Origin of the sequence: Nannocystis punicea (assembly GCF_026965555.1) — a bacterium.
In the GTDB taxonomy this organism is placed as follows: Bacteria; Myxococcota_A; Polyangia; order Nannocystales; family Nannocystaceae; genus Nannocystis; species Nannocystis punicea.
In genome coordinates this window covers 9,256,001-9,273,907 of sequence record NZ_CP114040.1, presented here as the reverse complement: position 1 = coordinate 9,273,907, position 17,907 = coordinate 9,256,001, and the positions used below count along the sequence as shown (strand labels likewise).

Annotated in this window: 10 protein-coding genes; 6 read left to right on the top strand and 4 right to left on the bottom strand. The window is 72.2% G+C overall.

Translation table 11 applies throughout. The annotated features are described in order from the left end of the window. The 4 genes from O0S08_RS35450 to O0S08_RS35435 are packed head-to-tail and all read right to left on the bottom strand — an operon-like array spanning position 1 to position 11,635. On the bottom strand, positions 1 to 912 hold the full coding sequence (locus tag O0S08_RS35450) for a CgnE/CgnB domain-containing protein (protein ID WP_269033871.1): 912 nt from the start codon (positions 910 to 912) through the stop codon (positions 1 to 3). Further along, on the bottom strand, positions 909 to 2,618 hold the full coding sequence (locus tag O0S08_RS35445) for a hypothetical protein (protein WP_269033870.1): 1,710 nt from the start codon (positions 2,616 to 2,618) through the stop codon (positions 909 to 911). The genes O0S08_RS35450 and O0S08_RS35445 overlap by 4 nt, the downstream gene beginning before the upstream one ends. Then, complete coding sequence (locus O0S08_RS35440; RefSeq protein WP_269033869.1) at positions 2,615 to 10,636, bottom strand: type I polyketide synthase; 8,022 nt, start codon at positions 10,634 to 10,636, stop codon at positions 2,615 to 2,617. Before O0S08_RS35440 ends, O0S08_RS35445 begins: the two co-directional genes overlap by 4 nt. 36 nt (positions 10,637 to 10,672) lie before the next feature. Then, positions 10,673 to 11,635, bottom strand: a complete 963-nt coding sequence (locus tag O0S08_RS35435; RefSeq protein WP_269033868.1) for a CgnE/CgnB domain-containing protein — start codon at positions 11,633 to 11,635, stop codon at positions 10,673 to 10,675. 424 nt (positions 11,636 to 12,059) lie between these two features. Here O0S08_RS35435 and O0S08_RS35430 point away from each other — a divergent pair, with 424 nt between their 5' ends. The 6 genes from O0S08_RS35430 (at position 12,060) to O0S08_RS35405 (ending at position 17,705) form a co-directional block, all read left to right on the top strand. Beyond that, positions 12,060 to 12,641: a YcjF family protein gene (locus tag O0S08_RS35430; RefSeq protein ID WP_269033867.1), complete on the top strand. Its 582-nt coding sequence runs from the start codon at positions 12,060 to 12,062 to the stop codon at positions 12,639 to 12,641. A 14-nt stretch (positions 12,642 to 12,655) separates the two neighbouring features. Continuing rightward, the gene (locus tag O0S08_RS35425; protein ID WP_269033866.1) at positions 12,656 to 13,216 is read left to right on the top strand and encodes a YcjF family protein; all 561 of its coding nucleotides are present in this window, start codon (positions 12,656 to 12,658) and stop codon (positions 13,214 to 13,216) included. A gap of 27 nt (positions 13,217 to 13,243) precedes the next feature. Next, complete coding sequence (locus tag O0S08_RS35420; protein WP_269033865.1) at positions 13,244 to 14,146, top strand: prohibitin family protein; 903 nt, start codon at positions 13,244 to 13,246, stop codon at positions 14,144 to 14,146. 10 nt (positions 14,147 to 14,156) lie between these two features. Next, a complete protein-coding gene (locus O0S08_RS35415) occupies positions 14,157 to 14,336 on the top strand; it encodes a hypothetical protein (RefSeq protein WP_269033864.1) in 180 nt (59 codons plus the stop codon). Between the two features lie 82 nt (positions 14,337 to 14,418). Then, positions 14,419 to 16,083, top strand: coding sequence for an ATP-binding cassette domain-containing protein (locus O0S08_RS51125; RefSeq protein WP_276082558.1), 1,665 nt, complete (start codon positions 14,419 to 14,421; stop codon positions 16,081 to 16,083). Beyond that, the gene (locus O0S08_RS35405) at positions 16,074 to 17,705 is read left to right on the top strand and encodes an ATP-binding cassette domain-containing protein (RefSeq protein WP_269033863.1); all 1,632 of its coding nucleotides are present in this window, start codon (positions 16,074 to 16,076) and stop codon (positions 17,703 to 17,705) included. The genes O0S08_RS51125 and O0S08_RS35405 overlap by 10 nt, the downstream gene beginning before the upstream one ends. Positions 17,706 to 17,907 lie beyond the last annotated feature (202 nt).

Genomic DNA, 17,907 nt, shown 5'->3' with positions numbered 1-17,907 from the left:
TCACGCTGCCGGCGGCTCCTGGAAGCGCACGCTCGCCTCCGGCGCCACGAAGTCGACGTGCGGCCCGCGATGGCCGGTGCCGACGCCGAGGAAGAGGCCGCGGCTGCCCTTGTGGAGCGGCGAGTCGATCGTCCAGTCCGGGGCGAGACCGGCGCAGCCGAGGCCGAGCTCGAGCACCGTCGCGCCGCGCTCGTCGTCGGCGAACAGCGCGGAGAAGGCGGCGGTCACGTCGACCCCGCCGACGACGACGCGCTCGACGCGGTTGTCGGCGAGCTCGAGGCGGTTGTCGCCGCCGGCCGCCGCTCGCAGCAATCGCCGCAGCGCGTCGCCATGGCGGCCGTGCACGTCCGCCGAGTTGCACAGGTAGGCGAGGCCGGCGAAGGCGAACACGCCGTCGGCGGTGAAGCTCGAGCCGTCGCGCTCGAGGTTGACGATCGAGGCCTCGAGGAACTCGGTCGTCGATTGCAGCCAGTGAGGCCGGACCTCGTCGCTCATGTTGGCGATCTCCAGCTCGCCGCCGAGGCGCACGCGCAGCGACCCGGCGACCTCGAGGACGTCGCTCGACAGCAGCGCGTCGTAGCGCTCGGCGCGGAGCGTCAGGGCGGCCGGGCCGTCGAGCGCCCGCAGCAGCGCCGCGGCGTGGCGGGCGGCCGCCTCGCTCGGGTCGTGGCGAGCCAGCGAGAGGTAGGTGAACTCGCACGGCGAGTCCTCCCACGTCTCGTGGAGCCGGCCGACCGTCTCGAGCCGCGAGGCCACGACGAGCGCGGGCCGGTCGTGCTCGCGGAGCAGGTCGTAGGCGGCGAGCGTCGTCACCTCGCCGAGGTCGAGCCACGGCGAGGCGGCCGCGGGATCGTCGACGACGATGGTGACGCGCCCGGCCTGCAGCGCGCGGAAGTAGTCGCTCGTGTTCATTTCGCCCTCGCTTCTTCGAGCCGCGCGCCGGTCGGCGCCTTCGGGATCGCGTGGTAGTCCAGGGGCTCGCTGCGCCAGAAGGCCGCGCCCAGGAGCAGCTCGACCTCCCGCGACGTCGGCTCCGGCTCGCACGGCCGCCGCGCCGAGGCCTCGTCGATCACGAGCTCCTGCACCAGCTCGTCGCGGATCGAGACCAGCTGCTCGCCGTCGAAGTACTGCTCACGGAACCGGAGGCTGGCCGCGACCACCCGCTCCTGGCCGCGGAACGCCGGCAGGTCGCCCCAATAATAGTAGTGCCCGCCGGGCGCCTTGAGCCAGCGGAGCCACGCGGGCAGGACGTGCTTGCGCGCGCCGGCGTTGAGCGAGCCGAAGAATCGATGCAGGTAGTCGACGTGGTTGCGCGCCAGCCGTTCGTCGCGCGGCTGGACGCCGAAGCGAGCGCGCACCGCGTCGAGCCCCTGCGGCTCGGGCCCGGCGGCGCACACTGCGTCCCGATGCGCGGCGTCCCAGACGGTCCCGAGGTGCGAGGTGATCAGCGGGACCGGGGCGAGGAAGCAGGCGTGGACCTTGCCGTACAGCCGCTCGTGCGGGCACATGAAGTCGCTGTAGACCTCGTAGGTCGTGCCGCTCTCCCCGCGCACCAGCCAGTGCATCCGCTGGGTGAAGGGGGTCTCCCACCACGCGAGCAGCGTCGGCCCCCACAGGCGGTTGCGCAGCGGAAACACGGCGATGAAGGCGACCGACGCCAGCACCGACTGCCAGCCGAACAGCGCGCCGTACTGCGATTCGGGCAGCGCGAGCAGGGCGAGCGCGAGCACGAGGTTGGCGCCGACCCAGTCCCAGAACCAGAACGCGCCGCACGCGAGGACCGCGAGGTGGAAGGCGGACCACGCGGCGCAGGCGAGGAGCGCGGCCTCGGGCGCGAGCAGGGCCAGCGGCGCCAGCAGCTCGAGCGCCAGGCTGCCGGCTTGCAGCGGGCGGTCGCCGCGCGCGATGAGCCGCACGAACCTGCGCCAGGTCGGCCACGAGACGAAGCGACCCCAGCCCCACGCGTAGGCGTTGGCGGCCATGTAGTGCAGGCGATTGTCGCGGACCCACGAGTACCAGCGGTCGCCCAGTCGGACCTTGGCGAGGCCGGCGCTGACGTAGTGCGAGGCGTGGATCGTGAGGACGAAGAACAGCAGGGTCGCGGCGTCCGGCGCGTAGGCGGCCGCGAAGTCAGGCAGCGGCGCGGCCAGCTGGGCGACGGCGACGAACGCCGCGGCCGCCTGCAGCGAGCGCAGGGGGAGGATCGCGTGGTGTCGCCATTGCGCGAACGGCCGCGTCAGCTGCAGCAACACCACCAGCACGAACGCCGGGCTGAACCACAGGCCGACGCAGGCGCCGAGCATGGCGAGCCGCGCCCCCGCGTGGCTCTCGCCGATCGCCGGATCGAGGTCCTTGGTGACGACCTTCCAGGTCAACATGACGCTCAGACCGAGCATCAACACCCGCGCGACCTCGACCTGCGGGACATGTTCCCAGGGACATGTCGCCACCAGCACCGCCAGGCCGCCGGCCCCCAGGGCCGGGGCGAGCGCGCGGTGACGTCGGCCCGCGGCGTCGGCCAGCCGGTGCAGCAGGCCGCGGCGAACTGCGACGTCCAGCGCCCAGTAACCAGCGCTGAGCACCAACAGGCGCGCGAGGCTGGGCAGATCGAAGCTCATCGCGCGGTACCGCCGGTCCACGCCGGCAGAGGTTCGTCTCGCCCTGCCGGCGGCGTGACCCTCGAATCGCGCAGCGGCGCCACGTCGCACACGGCACCGAGGGGGCGCTCGGGCGCAGCGACGAGCGCGGGGAGCAGCCGCTGGTAGGCCGCGGCCCAAGCCTCGACGGTCTCGCGCCGGAAGCGGCCGGGGTTGAACGCGAAGCGCATGGCGAACGTGTCGCCGTCGTCGACGCACTCGAGCACCACGTCCATCGAGATGCCCCGCGGCGGGGTCGGGATCGGCTCGACGTCCAGAGCGCCGAACTGTCGCGCGCCCCTCGCCGGCGTCGCCTCGTAGCTGAAGCCGACCTCGAACGGCGCCGCGCCTGCGCCGGGGCCGAGGAGATCGATGAGGCGCTCGAACGGGTAGTGCTGGGCGTCGAGGATCCGCACCGACTGCGCGCGGGCTTCCTCGAGGATCCTGGCGAAGGTCTCGTCGGCGTGGACGCGCGCGCGATAGACGACCGCGCCGATGAAGAGGCCGACCGTCTCGAAGAAGCGCGCCTCGGGCCGGCCCGCGGTGGGGCCGCCGAAGCACACGTCGCTCTGGCCGCTGAGCAGCCAGGCGAGCACGCGGAAGCCGGCGCCCAGCAGGACCTGCGGCGTGACCCCGTGCTCGCGGGCGAAGGTGCGGAGGCGCTGCGGCTCGGCGAGCTCGAAGTGGACGAGCTCGCCGGCGAAGGCGCGGCGCTCCTCGGGCGGGAAGTCGGCCGGGAGCTCGAGGCGCGGCGGCGGCGGATCGAGGTGCGCGCGCCAGAAGGCGGCGTCTTCTTCGAGCTTCCTCGAGTCGAGGTAGGTCCGCTCCCACGCGACGAAGTCGGTGTACGCGGCGCTCGGCTCCGGCGGCGCGCCGCCCTCGTGGAGCGCGAACAGCTCGTCGACGAGCTGGTCGAGCGAGAGGCCGTCGACGACGAGGTGATGCGCGTCGACGACGACGACCCAGTCGTCCGCGCCGAGCTCGCCCAGGCCGAAGCGCACCAGCGCGGGCGTGGCGAGGTCGAAGGGCGCGGTGACGCGATCGACGAACGCGGCGATCTGCGACGCGTCGATGCGCTCGTGGATCACCTCGAAGCCGCCCACCGGGTGCACGCGCTGCCACAGCGCGTCGCCGTCGCTGCGGAAGCAGGTGCGCAGGCTCGGGTGGCGGCGCACCAGCTCGGTGACCGCGGCCTCGAAGCCATCGGGGCGCAGGGCTCCGCGCACGCGCATCGCCGCGGGGACGTGGTAGGCCCGATCGCCGCCCGGCCGCCGGCAGCGGGCGAACATGGCCCGCTGCGCGGACGAGGCCGGCAGCTCGACGACGCCGAACCCGGGCACGGCTCGCTCGGGCACCGCGCGCGCGAGCCACTGCGCCGCCTCGGTCACGACCTCGACCACGCGATCGAGGTCGGCGTCGGAGTGCGCGGTCGACAGGAAGCAATTGCGGCCCTCCCACACGTACACGCCGCGCGCGAGCAGCTTGTAGTAGAGCAGCTCGCAGGCGCGGGGCATCACGAAGCGGAACAGCGAGCCGAAGTTGACGGTGTGGATCGGCAGGCCGAGGTCGGCGAAGACCGTGTTGAGCTGGACGCACAGGCCGCGCGTGCGCGCGTTGAGCCGCCGATGCAGCGCCGGCCCTTCGGCGCCGAGGAGCTCGAGCAGAGCCCGCGAGGTGGCCATCGCCAGGGGGTGCGAGCAGAAGGTGCCGGCGACGAAGGTGTTGGTGCGCGCGGGGTACGAGTCGTCGCCGAAGCTCCACATGCCGCCGTCGACGCCGTCGATGAAGCGGGCCGACCCCGCGACCACGCCGACCGGCATGCCGCCGCCCACGACCTTGCCGTAGGTGGCGAGATCGGCCTGCACGCCGAACCACGCCTGCGCTCCGCCGGGCAGCGTGCGCAGGCCGGTGACGACCTCGTCGAAGATCAGGGCGATGCCGGCGCTGCGGGTCACCTCGCGCAGCGCGTGGAGGAAGCCGCGGGCCTGCTGGTCGGGGCGCCGGCTCTGGACCGGCTCGACGAGGACCGCCGCGAGCTCGTCGCGGTGCGCGGCGATCGCCTCGAGCGCGGCGGGGTCGTCGAAGCGCAGCACCAGAGTGTCGTGCACCGCGCTCTCGGGCACGCCGGGGGCCATCGGCGCGGCCGCGCCGACGCTCGCGCCGCGGCGAGGTAGCGCCAGCACCCCGTCGGCCATGCCGTGATAGGAGCCCTCGAAGATGGCGATCTTCGCCCGGCCGGTGGCGGTGCGGGCCAGGCGGAGCGCGACCATGACGGCCTCGGTGCCCGAATTGTAGAAGGCCGCGCGCTCGTGGCCGGTGAGCTGGCAGAGCCGCTGCGCGACCTCGCCGGCGACGCTCGAGATCGGGCCCACCGCCCACGTCTTCTCCATCTGGGCCTCGATCGCCGTCGTCAAGGCGGGGTGATCGTGTCCGAGCAGCGAGGCGCCGAAGCTCATCGTCAGGTCGATGTACTCGTTGCCGTCGAGGTCCCAGATCCGGCTGCCGGCCGCCCGCTCGGCGATGATCTGGTAGGTCATCTCCTTCATCGCCGGGGTGAAGCCCGCGATGTTGCGGTTGTTGGCGAACACGAGCCGGTCCGCCTGCGTGCGCGCCTTGGAGGTCGCGGTGGGCTCGCAGACCTCGCGCGTCAGCTCGCCGAGGATCGCGCCGTCGTCGGCGACGGTCGCGGCGCGCTGGATCGGCTTGTAGGGGACGAACACTCCCGGTGTCGCGGCGGCGGCAGGGGCTCGCGGCGGCGGTGGCGTCGGCCGGGCCGGCGACGGGTGCTTCGCCGGATTCGTCGGACGCTCGCGGCGGCCGCCGAGCCGCTGCAGGGTCTCGAGCTGCCGGCGCGTCAGGTCGGACAGCGCCCGCAGCTGCGCTGCCATCAATCCCGCGACGTCGCCCTGCACGGCGGGCGAATCGTCGGGGTCGCCCGAATCCTGCGAGCGCACCGGCTCGGGCTCGTCCTCCGCGACCTCCTCGACGGCCGCCGGCGGGACCTGCGACGCGGTGAGGTCGATCAGGGACGCGACTGTGGTGGTCGGCTCGAAGAACAGGGGGGTCGGCAGGTCGACCTGCAGGCGCGCCCGGATCGCGTTCCTCAGCTGCATGACCATCAAGGAGTCGATGCCCATGCGGATCAGGCTCGCGCTTTCGTGGATGTCGGCGGCGGCGAGGCCGGTCACCTCCGACACGAGGGCGTGGACGGCGGCGCGGATCGCCTCGTGATGGGCCTGCTGCATGTCGATCCTTCCTCGCGCCTGCGAGGCCGTGGTCGCAGCCGGTTCCGCTCCGGCGGCCGGCGCGTCGATCCAGTAGCGCTTGCGCTGCCACGGATACGCGGGCAGCGGGGCGAGCGGGCCCGCGGGCGGGGCGAGCGTCGGCCAGGCGATCTCGACCCCGCGCACGTACAGCGCGGCGAGCGACAGCAGCATGGTCTGCCGCTCGTCCTTCGTCCGGCGCAGCGACGGCAGCGCGACGCCGCGGACGCCGGCGTCGATGATGTTCTCCTCGACCGAGGCGAGCACGATCGGGTGAGGGCTGATCTCGACGAATACCGTGTGGCCGTCGGCGAGCATGCGTCGCGTGGCCTCGGAGAAGCGCACCGGTCGGCGCAGGTTGTCGGCCCAGTACGCGGCCGTCAGCTCGGCGCCGGCGATCGGCGCGGCCGTCACCGTGGAGCACATCGGCACGCGCAGCGCTCGCGGCGAGACGTCGGCGAGGGTCGCGAGCAGCTCCCCGCGCAGCGGCTCCATCTGCGGGCTGTGCGAGGCGACGTCGACGTTGACGCGGCGGTAGAACACACCGGCGCGCTGCAGCTCGGCGAGGACGGCCTCGAGCGCCGCGGGGTCGCCGGCGATCACCGTGGACCGCGGACCGTTGCTGACGGCGACGCTGAGGCGATCCTCGCGGCCCCGCAGCGCGGCCTCGGCGTCCGCCAGGTTCAGCTCGATCAGGGCCATGGCGCCGCGGCCCCGCAGGACCCGGAGCGAGCGGCTGCGGCGACAGATGACCGCGACTGCGTCGGCGAGGGACAGCGCTCCGGCGACGTACGCCGCCGCGACCTCGCCCATGCTGTGCCCCACCACCGCCGCCGGCTCGACGCCCCAGGACCGCCACAACGCCGCCAGCGCGACCTGGACGGCGAACAGCACCGGCTGCACGACGTCGATCTCGCCCAGCCGCGAGCTCTCCTCCGGCCGCCGCAATTCCTCGACGACGGAGAAGCCGGCCTCGGCGCGGATCGCCGCGTCGCAGGCGGCGAGCGCGTCGCCGAACACGGGCTCCGCCTCGGCGAGTTGCTGGCCCATCCCGCACCACTGCGAGCCCTGGCCCGGGAACACGAAGACGACCTTTGGCGGGTTGGTCGTCGCTCGTCCGTTCGTGGCGCCGGCAGGCGCCTCTCCTGCCGCGAATGCTGCGAGCGCCGCGGCGAGCTCATTCATGTTCGCCCCGACGACGCCGAGGCGGAATTCGTGGTGGCTTCGGCGCGCGCTCGCGGTGTGGGCCAATGGGCCGAGGGGGAGATCCTGGCGCGCGACCAGCCATTGTCGCCACGCGCTGGCGCGCGCGCGCAAGGCCTGTTCGTCGTGCGCCGACAGAGGCAGAAGGACGGCCTGTGGTGCGGCCGCGATCGCCTGGCGCGGAGGCGGCGCTTCTTCGACGATCACGTGGGCATTGGTCCCGCTGATCCCGAAGCTGCTCACGCCGGCGAGACGCGGCCGCGCGCCGCGAGGGAAGGGCAGGGGCGCAGCGGCGAAGGCGAGCGCGGAGCCGGCGAGGTCGATGTGCGGGTTCGGCTCGCGCAGGTGCAGGTTGGCCGGCAGCCGCTCGTGGCGCAGCGCCAGGACCGTCTTGATCAGGCCGGCCACGCCGGCGGCGGCCTCGAGGTGGCCGAGGTTGGTCTTGACCGCGCCCAGGACGCAGCGATCGCCGTCCGGGCGCTCTGCCCCGAACACGGCCCGCAGGGCGCCGACCTCGATCGGGTCGCCGAGCGGGGTGCCGGTGCCGTGCGCCTCGACGAACCCGACGGCGCCCGGATCGATCGCGGCGTTCGCCAGGGCGCGGCGAATCACCGCCTCCTGCGCCAGGCCGTTCGGCGCGGTGAGGCCATTGCTGCGACCGTCCTGATTCACTGCAGAGCCGCGGATCACCGCCAGGATCGGGTCGCCGTCGCGTTCGGCGTCCGCGAGCCGCTTGAGCACGACCACGCCGCAGCCCTCGCCGCGGACGTAGCCGTCGGCGTCGGCCGAGAAGGTGCGACAGCGGCCGGTGGGCGACAAAGCGCCCATCTGTCCCATCACCGCCGTCGCCTCGGCGCCCAGCATCAGCGACACGCCGCCGGCGAGGGCCATCGAGCAGTCGCCGGCGCGCAGCGCCTGGCAGGCGAGGTGCACCGCCACGAGCGACGAGGAGCAGGCGGTGTCGACGGGCACGTTCGGTCCCTGGAGCCCGAGCCAGTACGAGAGGCGCGCGACGCCGGTGCTGTGCGCGGTGCCGAGGAACAGGTGCGGATCGCTCGCGCCGCGGCGCGCGACGGCCATGCGCTCGTACTCGTGGCCCGAGATGCCGACGAAGACCCCGGTATCGCTGCCGCGCAGCCCCTGCAGCGTTTGGCCGGCCTGCTCGAGCGCCTCCCAGCCGACCTCGAGGAGCAGGCGGATCTGCGGATCGAGCTCCGCCGCCTCGCGCGGAGAGACCTCGAAGAAGGCGGGATCGAAGCGATCGATGTCCCGCAGGAACCCGCCCCAGCGGGCCCCGGGCGGCTCTCCGGCGGCCGAGTCGTGGCGCGCGTCGCGACGCGCCCGCGGCAGCTCCTCGACCGCGTCGATCCCGCCGTCGAGCAATCGCCAGAACGAGTCGAGGTCCGTCACGCCGCCCGGGAATCGACAGGCCGCGCCGATGATGGCGACCGCGCCGGACGAACCCGCCGTCGCGGCCGCGGGATCGGGCGCCGCCGCGACCGTCTCGCCCGCCAGGTGCCGGCTCAATACGCGCAGGCTCGGGTAGCTCCACACGAGGGTCGGATCGACCCGCGCAGCGACGAATGACGCCAGCTCCGCGGCCATGCGCACCGAGCCGGCGGAGTCGAGGCCGTACCGGCGAAACGGGACGTCGGGCCCGAGCTCCCCGGCGCGCGCGCCGAGCTCGCTCGCGAGGTAGGCCGTCAGGAACGCCTCGATCTCGGCCGCGCTCCTGCGCTGCGGCGCCGCGTGCTCCTGCGGCGCACGGCTCGTCGGCGCGGTCGCGGGCGAATCGGTGAAGCGGGCCAGCGGCGTGAACGCGTCCTCCGTCCACGTCTGCGCCGCGGCGCGCCGCTGGATCTTGCCGCTCGACGTCTTCGGCAGGTTGCCGGGCGCGAGCAGCACGATCGAATACGGGCGGAGGTCGTGCTCCTCCGAGAGGACCTCGACGATCGCCCGCAGAGCGTCCCGATGCAGCGCCTCCGCGGTCGTGCCCGGCTGGCCCTTGATCTCCGCCGCGATCGCCAGGCGCTCCTCGCCGCCGGCCTCGACCGAGAACGCAGCGACGCACCCGGGCGCGACGGCCGGGTGGCAGCGTTCGACGCTCTGCTCGAGATCCTGCGGGTATCGGTTGGCCCCGCGGATGACGATGAGGTCCTTGAGCCGGCCGGTGATGAAGAGCTCGCCGTCGAGCAAAAACCCTTGATCGCCGGTGCGCAGATAGGTCCCGTCGGTCGCGTCGATCCGGGCCTCGAAGGTATGGGCAGACGCCTCTGCGCGGCCGAGGTAGCCGGCAGCCACGCAGGCCGAGCGCACGAAGATCTCGCCGACGCGATCGGCGGCGCAGCGCAGTCCGGTGCCCGGATCGACGATCGCCACCTCGGTGTCGGCGACGGGCGGGCCGTTGCCCACGAAGATCTGCGCGCCGGCGGTGTCCTTCGGGACAGGTCGCACGACGCCCTGCTCTGCGAGGGCTGCCGCGTCGAGCGCGACGACGCGGGGGCCGTCGGCCCGGAGCCCGACGCTGACCGTCAGCGTGGCCTCGGCCAGGCCGTAGCACGGGGCGAAGCTGCTCCAGCGAAAGCCCTGCGGCGCGAAGCGCCGGTGAAAGCGGTGCAGCGTGGCGAGGCGCACCGGCTCGGCTGCGTTGTAGGCGAAGCGCCAGCTCGACAGGTCGAGCCGCTCGCGCTGCTCGTCGCTGACCTTGCGCAGGCACAGCTCGTAGGCGAAGTTCGGCCCGCCCGAGTGCGTGCCCCCGGCTTGCGAGATGAGGCGCAGCCACAGCTCCGGCCGCGCCACGAACGCGGTCGCCGGGAACAGCAGGCACGGATAGCCGGTGTGCAGCGGCTGGACGAGCCCGTGGACCAGGCCGTCGTCGTGGAAGTGCGGCACCCAGACGACGCCGCGGCTCTCGGCGGAATAGCGCTTGGACTGCCGGATCGCCCGCGAGTTGGCGAGGATGTTCGCGTGGGTGATGATCGTGCCCTTGGGCGACGCCGTCGACCCGGACGTGTATTGCAGGTGCGCCGGCCGATCGCGCGCCGTCGTCGGGCGCCGCCACGCCGATTCGAGCCCCGGCGGCGCGTCTTCGAGGGCGAGCCAGCGGAGCGCCTCGGTCCCCAGAGCCGCCGTGATCTGCGGCGCCATGGCCACTCCCTCGCGGTTCGAGAGGACCGCGGCCGGTGTGGCGTCCGCGATCATACCGCGGAGGCGCGGCAGCGTCCTCGCCAGCCGCGAGGGGTGCGGCATCGGTGCCGGGACGGCCACCGCTCCGGCGTACAGGCAGCCGAAATAGGCCACCACGAATTCGAGGCCCTGCGGGAACAGCAGCACGATCCGCTGGCCGGCGAGGCCCGACGAGACGAGCCAGGCGGCGACGCTCCGCGCCCGCGTCGCCAGCTCCGAGACCGTCAGCGATTCACTCGCCCCATCGTCGTCGGCGACGAACGTCAACACCCGGAGGTCGGGGTCGCGTTCGGCCCGCAGCTCGAGGACATCGATCAGCGTCGACCGGGATGAGACGGGGAGGTCCATGGGCGGTACACCGCGACGGTTATCGACCGCTCGCGCTCACGCGGGGGGCGGCGCGTGCTCGGCCGGAGACGCCGGCTCGAGATGGAGGTGGCGGCACTCGGCGCGCCGGGCGATCAGGTCGAAGTGGGGGATGTCCTGTCCCATCCCGATGCCGACGTGGATCCCCCAGAAGCTCTCGTGCATCACCGAGTTGCGCGACCAGTCCTGGGCCGCGAGCGAGTAGTCGACGCAGCCGAACGCGAACTCGGTCGCGGCGCTCTGGCGCTCCTTGCCGCCCGTGAGCTCCAACAGCTGCTCGGTCCGGTCGAGCCCGCCGAGGGTCAGGCGGGTGACGCTGTTGCCCACCAGGGTGGCCGAGTTGCCGCCGCGCGCGGCGAGACGCACCCACTCCTCGAGCATCCAGCCGACGCGGCTGCGCAGCTCGGGGTTGTTGAACAGATAGATGAGGCCGTCGAACGCGAATTCGCCGTCGAGGCAGAAGGTCGAGCGGTCGCGCTCGATGTTGACCAGAGAGGCCTCGAGGAATTCGGACACCGAGTACAGCCACCCGGGCTCCATCTCGTCGTCGCGGTTGGCGATCTCGACCGACTCGCCCATCGAGCACCGCAGCGGCCCGTGCGGCGGCGTGACCTCGGCGTAGTCGCACGAGAGGATCGCGTCGTAATGCGCGCTCCTGCGCGCGAGCGTGGCCGCGAAGTCGATGTCCAGCAGCTGGTCGATCGAGTACTCGATGATCTCCGGCGAGGTGTCGAACTTCGCCAGCGAGAGGTGCGCGGTGATCCCCGGAATCTCGCCCCACCGCTGCAGAAACGCCTCGTGGGCGGCCGCCTCGGTGAAGATGACGAAGACCGGCTGCGCCGTCGTCGACGCGAAGTCGAAGTCGCCGATCGGGCGGGCCGTGAAGCCCCGCCGGGCGAGGAACGGCAGGTGCCGCGCGTCGTCGACGAGGACCGGCATGGTGCGATCGAACAGTCGCTTGAAGAAGGTGGTCGCCTGCATGACAGTGTATTCGCGCGAGCGAGCGGAGCCCGAGCGCCCGCGGAAGTTATCCGAGGCGAACGAACATTTGAAGCTGAAATGATATTTCACTGTCGACTGGTCGTGCCCGCTTGCAATGCACTTACAGCGCGATGAGCCGCCTGTAATGCGCTTACACGCAGCAAAGGGGCCCGTCGGTGCAAAATGATCGTTGACATCGTTTGAACGACCGAGATAGCTTGAGCCCGACTTTCTTTCGCGTAGAGTGTTTCTGCGCGCAACGGAATGTCCGGAGAGTAAAACCATGAAGAAGACCATCAAGACCATCACCGTGGCCGACCGCAAGCTCAACACCAACCGCTACTGGTAGTAGTGGACGATGGCGCGTGCATCCGCACGCGCCATCACCTCCCCGAGTTTTTATCGTCGTTCGCGAGGAGCCGAAATGTCGTCAGTCACGCCGCCCACCGTCGAGTCGAAGGTCGAACCCCCCGACGCAGCAGACACGGCCGTCCTGACGGATCTGGCCGACACTCGCGGCGAGCAGGCCAGGCAGCTGATCCGGCGGCAAGTGTACTGGTCGCTCGGGCTCGGCGCGATCCCGATCCCCTTCGTCGACGCCGCCGGCGTGCTCGCCTCCCAGCTGAAGATGATCCGCGACCTCTCGCAGGTCTACGGCGTCGAGTTCTCGGAGAGCCGCTCCCGCGCGATCGTCGGCTCGCTGATCGCGGCCCTCGGCGCCCAGACGCTGTCCTACGCGTTCGTCGCCAGCGTGTTCAAGCTCGTCCCCGCGCTCGGCCCCGCGTTCGGCCTGGTGGCGATGCCGATCGCCGCCGCGGCGCTGACCCAGACGGTCGGCAACGTCTTCATGATGCACTTCGAGTCGGGCGGCACGTTGCTGAACTTCGACGCGGTGGCGATGCGGGACCATTTCCGGCAGGAGTTCGCGCGCAACAAGCTGGTGGTCGAGGAGATCCGGCGCGGCAAGCCGTCGCAGTCGGGGTCCAAGCGACCGTTCACCCCATAGCCTCGGAGACGACGATGCCCGACACGACCACTCCCTCCACCAAGACCACGGACACCACCGACCCGGGCGGGCGCAGGCCCGAGGCCGCGTGCGATCCGACCGGCCGCAAGCTGCCGCCGACCAGCGGCGCCGACGCGATCGTGCTGCGGTGGACGAAGATCGGCGCGGGTCTGGCGATCCTCCCGGTCCCCCTGCTCGACTTCGCCACGACCAGCGGATGCGCGCTGAAGATGCTGCACAGCCTGGCCCGCTACTACGGGGTCGAATTCCGCGGGCACATCGGCAAGTCGGCCGTCACCGCGCTGCTCGGCGGGGCCTCGGCGCCGCTGGCCACCGCGGCCGCGTACTCGCTGGTGCGCGTGATCCCGATCGTCGGCGTCCCGCTCGCCGCCGCCGCCTCGCCGGCCCTCGCCGGCTCGCTGATCTACGCGATCGGCCGGGTCTTCACCGCCCACTTCGGCTCCGGCGGGACCTTCCTCGACTTCGACCCGGAGAAGTTCCGCGACTACTTCCAGGCGCAGGTCGAGGCCGGCAGGACGGTCCTCAAGGACCTCAAGGGCAAGGCGCCCCAGTGAACCCGCGCCGGCGGTGAAGAGCCCGAGATGGCAGCGACGACCTCCTCCGGCCGCCTGAAGCGCCTGGGCCTCAGACTCTGGCGTCAGCTGGTCTGGTGGACGAAGACGCTGCTCGTCGTCGTCCTCCTCGTCGCCTCGTTCTTCTTCGACGACATCGTGCACGAGATCCTCCCGGGCCACCGCGCCGTGCTGTGGAAGCGCTTCGGCGGCGGCACCGTCACCGAGCGATCGTTCGCCGAGGGCACGCTCCTCACCTGGCCGTGGGACAAGCTCTACGTCTACGACCTGCGCGACCTGCAGAGCCGGCCGACGACCGTGGTCTACGCCCAGGACGGGCTCGAGATCACGGTCAACATGTCGGTCCGGTTCCACCTGCTCGAGGCCGACCTGCCGCTGTTTCACAAGGAGATCGGGCCCAACTTCGTCGACGAGGTGATCGTGCCCGAGACCACCTCGACGCTGCGCAAGGTGCTCGGCAACTACACGCCCGAGATGATCTACGCCAAGGACGAGCTCGGCCTGCTCGACGAGCTGCGACGCACGCTCGAGAAGGACCTCGACCCGCGCTTCTTCGCGCTGGTGTCGGTCCTCGTCCTCGACCTCCGCCTCCCCGAAGCGGTCGAGGCCGCGATCCAGGCCAAGCTCGCGGAGGAGCAGCAGATGCTGAGCTACAAGTTCCGCCTCGAGCGCGAGGAGCTGGAGAAGATCCGCCGGACCACCGAGGCCGAGGGGATCCACGAGTTCGAGGCGGTCAGCGGGCTGTCGATCCTCAAGTGGCGCGGGATCGAGGCGACCGAGAAGCTCGCGACCTCGGCGAACAGCAAGGTCATCCTGATGGGGAGCGGCGACGGCCAGCTCCCGGTGATCCTCGGCGCCGACGCTCCAGCGGCTCCAGCTGCCCCGGGCCCGGGGGCGGGGAGCGCACCGTGAGGACCCCGTCATGAACCTCCACCCGCTCTACCTCCTCGCCTGTGTCGTCGTGGGCGTCGCCGGCCGCCGGCGCCGGGCCGGATTCCTCGGCTTCGCGGTCATCGCCATGGCCCTGACGCCGCTCGTCGCGCTCCTCATCCTCGTCGCCGCGGGGCCCAGACCCGCGCCGCAGGCGGAGCAGGACGAGTAGCGCGGAGCGAAGGAGCGTCCTCCGTGCTCGACCCCCACGTGCCCCTCGATCGCCAGCCGCGAGGCGCAGGGAGAGCGGATCGATGACCGGGCCGACCGCAGACTCGGGCCGTGACGCGCGCGCGAGCGTCGGCGGCCTGCTCGCGCTCATCGTCGCCGAGGACGGTCGTTCGCACCGGACGTGGGCGGTCGAGATCGGCCTGGTCGCGGCGGCCAACGTGCTGGTGCTCCACAGCGTCGACCAGGGTCTCGACGCCGCGGCCGACGTCGGCCTGCCCATCGGCGCCCTGCTCACCTTCGTGGTGGCGGTCGCGGTCAACGCGAGCTACCAGGGAGCCCTCTCGCAGCGGGTCCTCGACGCCCTCACCGCGGCCGTGTCGCGCACCACCGAGCGGGTCCTCGACGCGACCGGGCGCCTCGATCTCGAGCGCTTCGAGGCGATCGGCGGCGCCGAGATCGTCGGCCGGGTCACCGGCGACGCGGGTCGCATCATCCCCGGCGGCACGATCGTCACGCAGGCGCTCGTGGCCGCGGCGACGGTGGCGCTGTCCACCCTCTACGTGGCGACGATCTCGCTGCAAGCGGCGCTGGTGGCAGGCGTGGCGATGGTGGCGACGGCGCTCCTCATCGCCCGGATCGATCACGCGGTCGCCGACCAGATGGCCCGCGATCGGGCCGCCCTCCGCCGCATGCAGGAGCCCATCGACGACCTGCTGGCCGGCTTCAAGCAGCTGAAGCAGCACGGGGCCCGCAGCGCGGCGGTCGCCGCAACCTTCGAGCGCGAGGCCGAGGCCCTGCGGCGCAGCCGCGACGTCCACCACGCCGAGTTCTTCGCCCGCGACACGCTGACCCGCCAGGTCTACCTGGCGCTGCTCGCCGCGATCGGCTTCATCCTCCCGGTGGTGGTGCCCGACGCGGCCGCCGAGGTCAGCCGGCTCCTGGTCGCGGTCACCTTCATCTTCCGGCCCGTGCTGATGCTGCTGATGGCCGCGCCGCTGCTCACGCGGCTCGGCGCGACCTGGCAGCGGATGATCGACCTCGCCGATCGACTCGAAGGCCTGGCCGACCAGCGGACCGAGGCGAGCACGCCGCCGCAGCCGTTCGCGTCGCTGGCTCTCCGCGGGGTCAGCTATCGCTACGAGCCACGCGACGACCGGGCAGGCTTCGCGGTCGGCCCCTGCGACCTCGAGCTCGTCCCGGGCGAGGTCGTATTCGTCACCGGCGCCAACGGCAGCGGCAAGTCGACCTTCATCAAGCTGCTCTGCGGGCTCTACCGGCGCCACGGCGGCGAGCTGCGGGTCGACGGCGAGGCCTTGCCCGCCGACCCCGGCCCCGCGTGGCGCAGCCGGTTCGCCGCGGTGTTCGCCGAGGTCGCGCTGTTCGAGCGCCTCTACGGCATCGAGGACGTCGATCCGGCGCGGGTCGCCGCGCTCCTCGAGGAGATGGAGCTCGGCCACAAGGTCCGCTTCGAGGACGGCCGCTTCACCACCGTCGACCTCTCGACCGGCCAGCGCAAGCGCCTGGCGCTGATCGTCGCGCTCCTCGCGGATCGACCGATCTACGTGTTCGACGAGTGGGCCGCCGATCAGGACCCGCACTTCCGCGAGGCGTTCTACCGCCGGATCCTCCCGTCGCTGCGCGCCCGCGGCAAGACCGTCGTGGCCGTCACCCACGACGACGACGCGTTCGACGCCTGCGACCGCCGGTTTCACTTCCACGGCGGCAGGATGGAGCCGGTATGCGCCTGATGGAGCTGTTCCCGGGCGACGCTCGCCAGGTGATGCGGCGCGGGTTGGTCATGCTCGCCGCCTCGGCGCTCCTGGTCGCCGGGCAGCTCGCGCTGCTCAACCGCACCGTGCTCCACCCGAGTACGGCGGGCGTCCAGATCGGCGCCGGTCTCGTATTCGCCGCGCTGCTCGCGGCCGGGTTCGTCCTGCGCTGGCGCGGGGCGCTGCGCATCATGAATCAGGTCGAGGCCGCGCTGTTCGAGCGCCGTCGCCGGCTGTTCGCCAGGATCCGCGCCGCCGAGCTCCGCGTCTTCGAGCGGCTCGATGGCGTCGCGGCCGGGTTCACCCGCGACATCGAGCAGCTCGAGGCGGTCACGCCGGTGCTCATCGACTGCCTCGTCTACGTCATGATGCTCATCGGGCTCGGCGTCTACCTCGCCGCGCTCGCGCCGCTGGGCGCGCTCGTGTGGGTAGCGACCCTCTCGCTGCTCGGTTGGCGGCTACACGGCGAGCGACGCGACGCGCGAGAGACGGGCGTCGTCCTCGATCACGCCTGGTCGCGCCGGCGACGGCTCGTCGAGCAGCTCACCCGCGGCTTCGCCCAGCTCAAGATGGATCCCGCGGCCGGTGCGGCGCTGCGGGCCGAGGCGTTCGCCGCCGGCCGCGAGGTCGACGCGGCGGCGGGGCACCATTACAAGTCGGTGTACCAGGGGCCCGTCACGGCGACGACGATCTACTTCCTCGGCTTCCTGCTGTTTCGCCCGGTCGAGACGACGATCGAGCCGGCGATCCGCTTCGAGGTCGTCACCGTGCTGTTCCTGAGCTTCGCGGCCGTCATCTATCTGGTCCGCGAGCTCCACGTGTTCGCCACCGCCGAGGCCGCGCTCGCCCGCCTGGACGCGCTCGAGCAGGCCCTCGCCGGGCGCGGGGCCGCGGCCGAATCGGAGCCCGCGCTGCGGACGAGCTTCGAGCAGATCGAGCTGCGCGGCGCGGCCTTCAGCTACGTCGACGAGGGTCGACCCACGTTCACGGTCGGCCCCGTGGATCTGAGCATCGGCCGCGGCGAGGTCGTCTTCATCACCGGCAGCAACGGCAGCGGCAAGACCACCCTCATGAAGCTGTTGACCGGCCTCTATCCGCCCGAGCGCGGCGAGATCCGCCTCGACGAGCGTCCGCTCTCGCCGCAGCTGCGCGCGACCTACCGCGGCCTGTTCACCTCGGTCTTCATGGATCACCACCTCTTCGGCCTGCCGTACGGCCTCGACGTCTCCGACCCGGCGCGGGTCGAGGCCCTGCTGCGCCGCTTCAACCTCGAGGGGATCGTGGGCTTCGAGGACGGGCGCTTCGCCCCGCTCGAGCTGTCGACCGGTCAGCGCAAGCGGTTGGCGATGGTGGTCGCGCTGCTCGAGGACCGGCCGATCTACGTCCTCGACGAGTGGGCGGCTCACCAGGACCCCGAGCTCCGCCGCTACTTCTACGAGACGCTCGTCCCCGAGATGCGCGCCGCGGGCAAGACGGTGATCGCCATCAGCCACGACGCCCGCTTCTTCCACCTGGCCGACCGCCGGCTGCACCTGGACGACGGTCGCCTGGTCGCCGCCGCGGCCGCCGCGAGTGCGCCCGCACCGGAGGCTTCGCCGTGACCAATCCATCGATGATGACGTGGAGCCGCATCGTGATGAACGAGGCGTGCAACGAGTGGCTGCGGTCGCTCCCGTTCGCCGGCTTCGACGCGCTCGAGATCTCCGGCCGGCGCTGGCGCGACTTCGGCTTCTCCAGCTATCGCAGCGCCGAGTTCCCCGAGTTCGACGTCTGCGCCGGTCCGCTGGCGGAGACCTTCGATCT

Coding starts and splice junctions, on each gene's coding strand:
- O0S08_RS35430 (WP_269033867.1), top strand. CDS start 12,060: ATGTCGTCAGTCACGCCGCCCACCGTCGAGTCGAAGGTCGAACCCCCC.
- O0S08_RS35445 (WP_269033870.1), bottom strand. CDS start 2,618: ATGAGCTTCGATCTGCCCAGCCTCGCGCGCCTGTTGGTGCTCAGCGCT.
- O0S08_RS35440 (WP_269033869.1), bottom strand. CDS start 10,636: ATGGACCTCCCCGTCTCATCCCGGTCGACGCTGATCGATGTCCTCGAG.
- O0S08_RS51125 (WP_276082558.1), top strand. CDS start 14,419: ATGACCGGGCCGACCGCAGACTCGGGCCGTGACGCGCGCGCGAGCGTC.
- O0S08_RS35415 (WP_269033864.1), top strand. CDS start 14,157: ATGAACCTCCACCCGCTCTACCTCCTCGCCTGTGTCGTCGTGGGCGTC.
- O0S08_RS35435 (WP_269033868.1), bottom strand. CDS start 11,635: ATGCAGGCGACCACCTTCTTCAAGCGACTGTTCGATCGCACCATGCCG.
- O0S08_RS35420 (WP_269033865.1), top strand. CDS start 13,244: ATGGCAGCGACGACCTCCTCCGGCCGCCTGAAGCGCCTGGGCCTCAGA.
- O0S08_RS35425 (WP_269033866.1), top strand. CDS start 12,656: ATGCCCGACACGACCACTCCCTCCACCAAGACCACGGACACCACCGAC.
- O0S08_RS35405 (WP_269033863.1), top strand. CDS start 16,074: ATGCGCCTGATGGAGCTGTTCCCGGGCGACGCTCGCCAGGTGATGCGG.
- O0S08_RS35450 (WP_269033871.1), bottom strand. CDS start 912: ATGAACACGAGCGACTACTTCCGCGCGCTGCAGGCCGGGCGCGTCACC.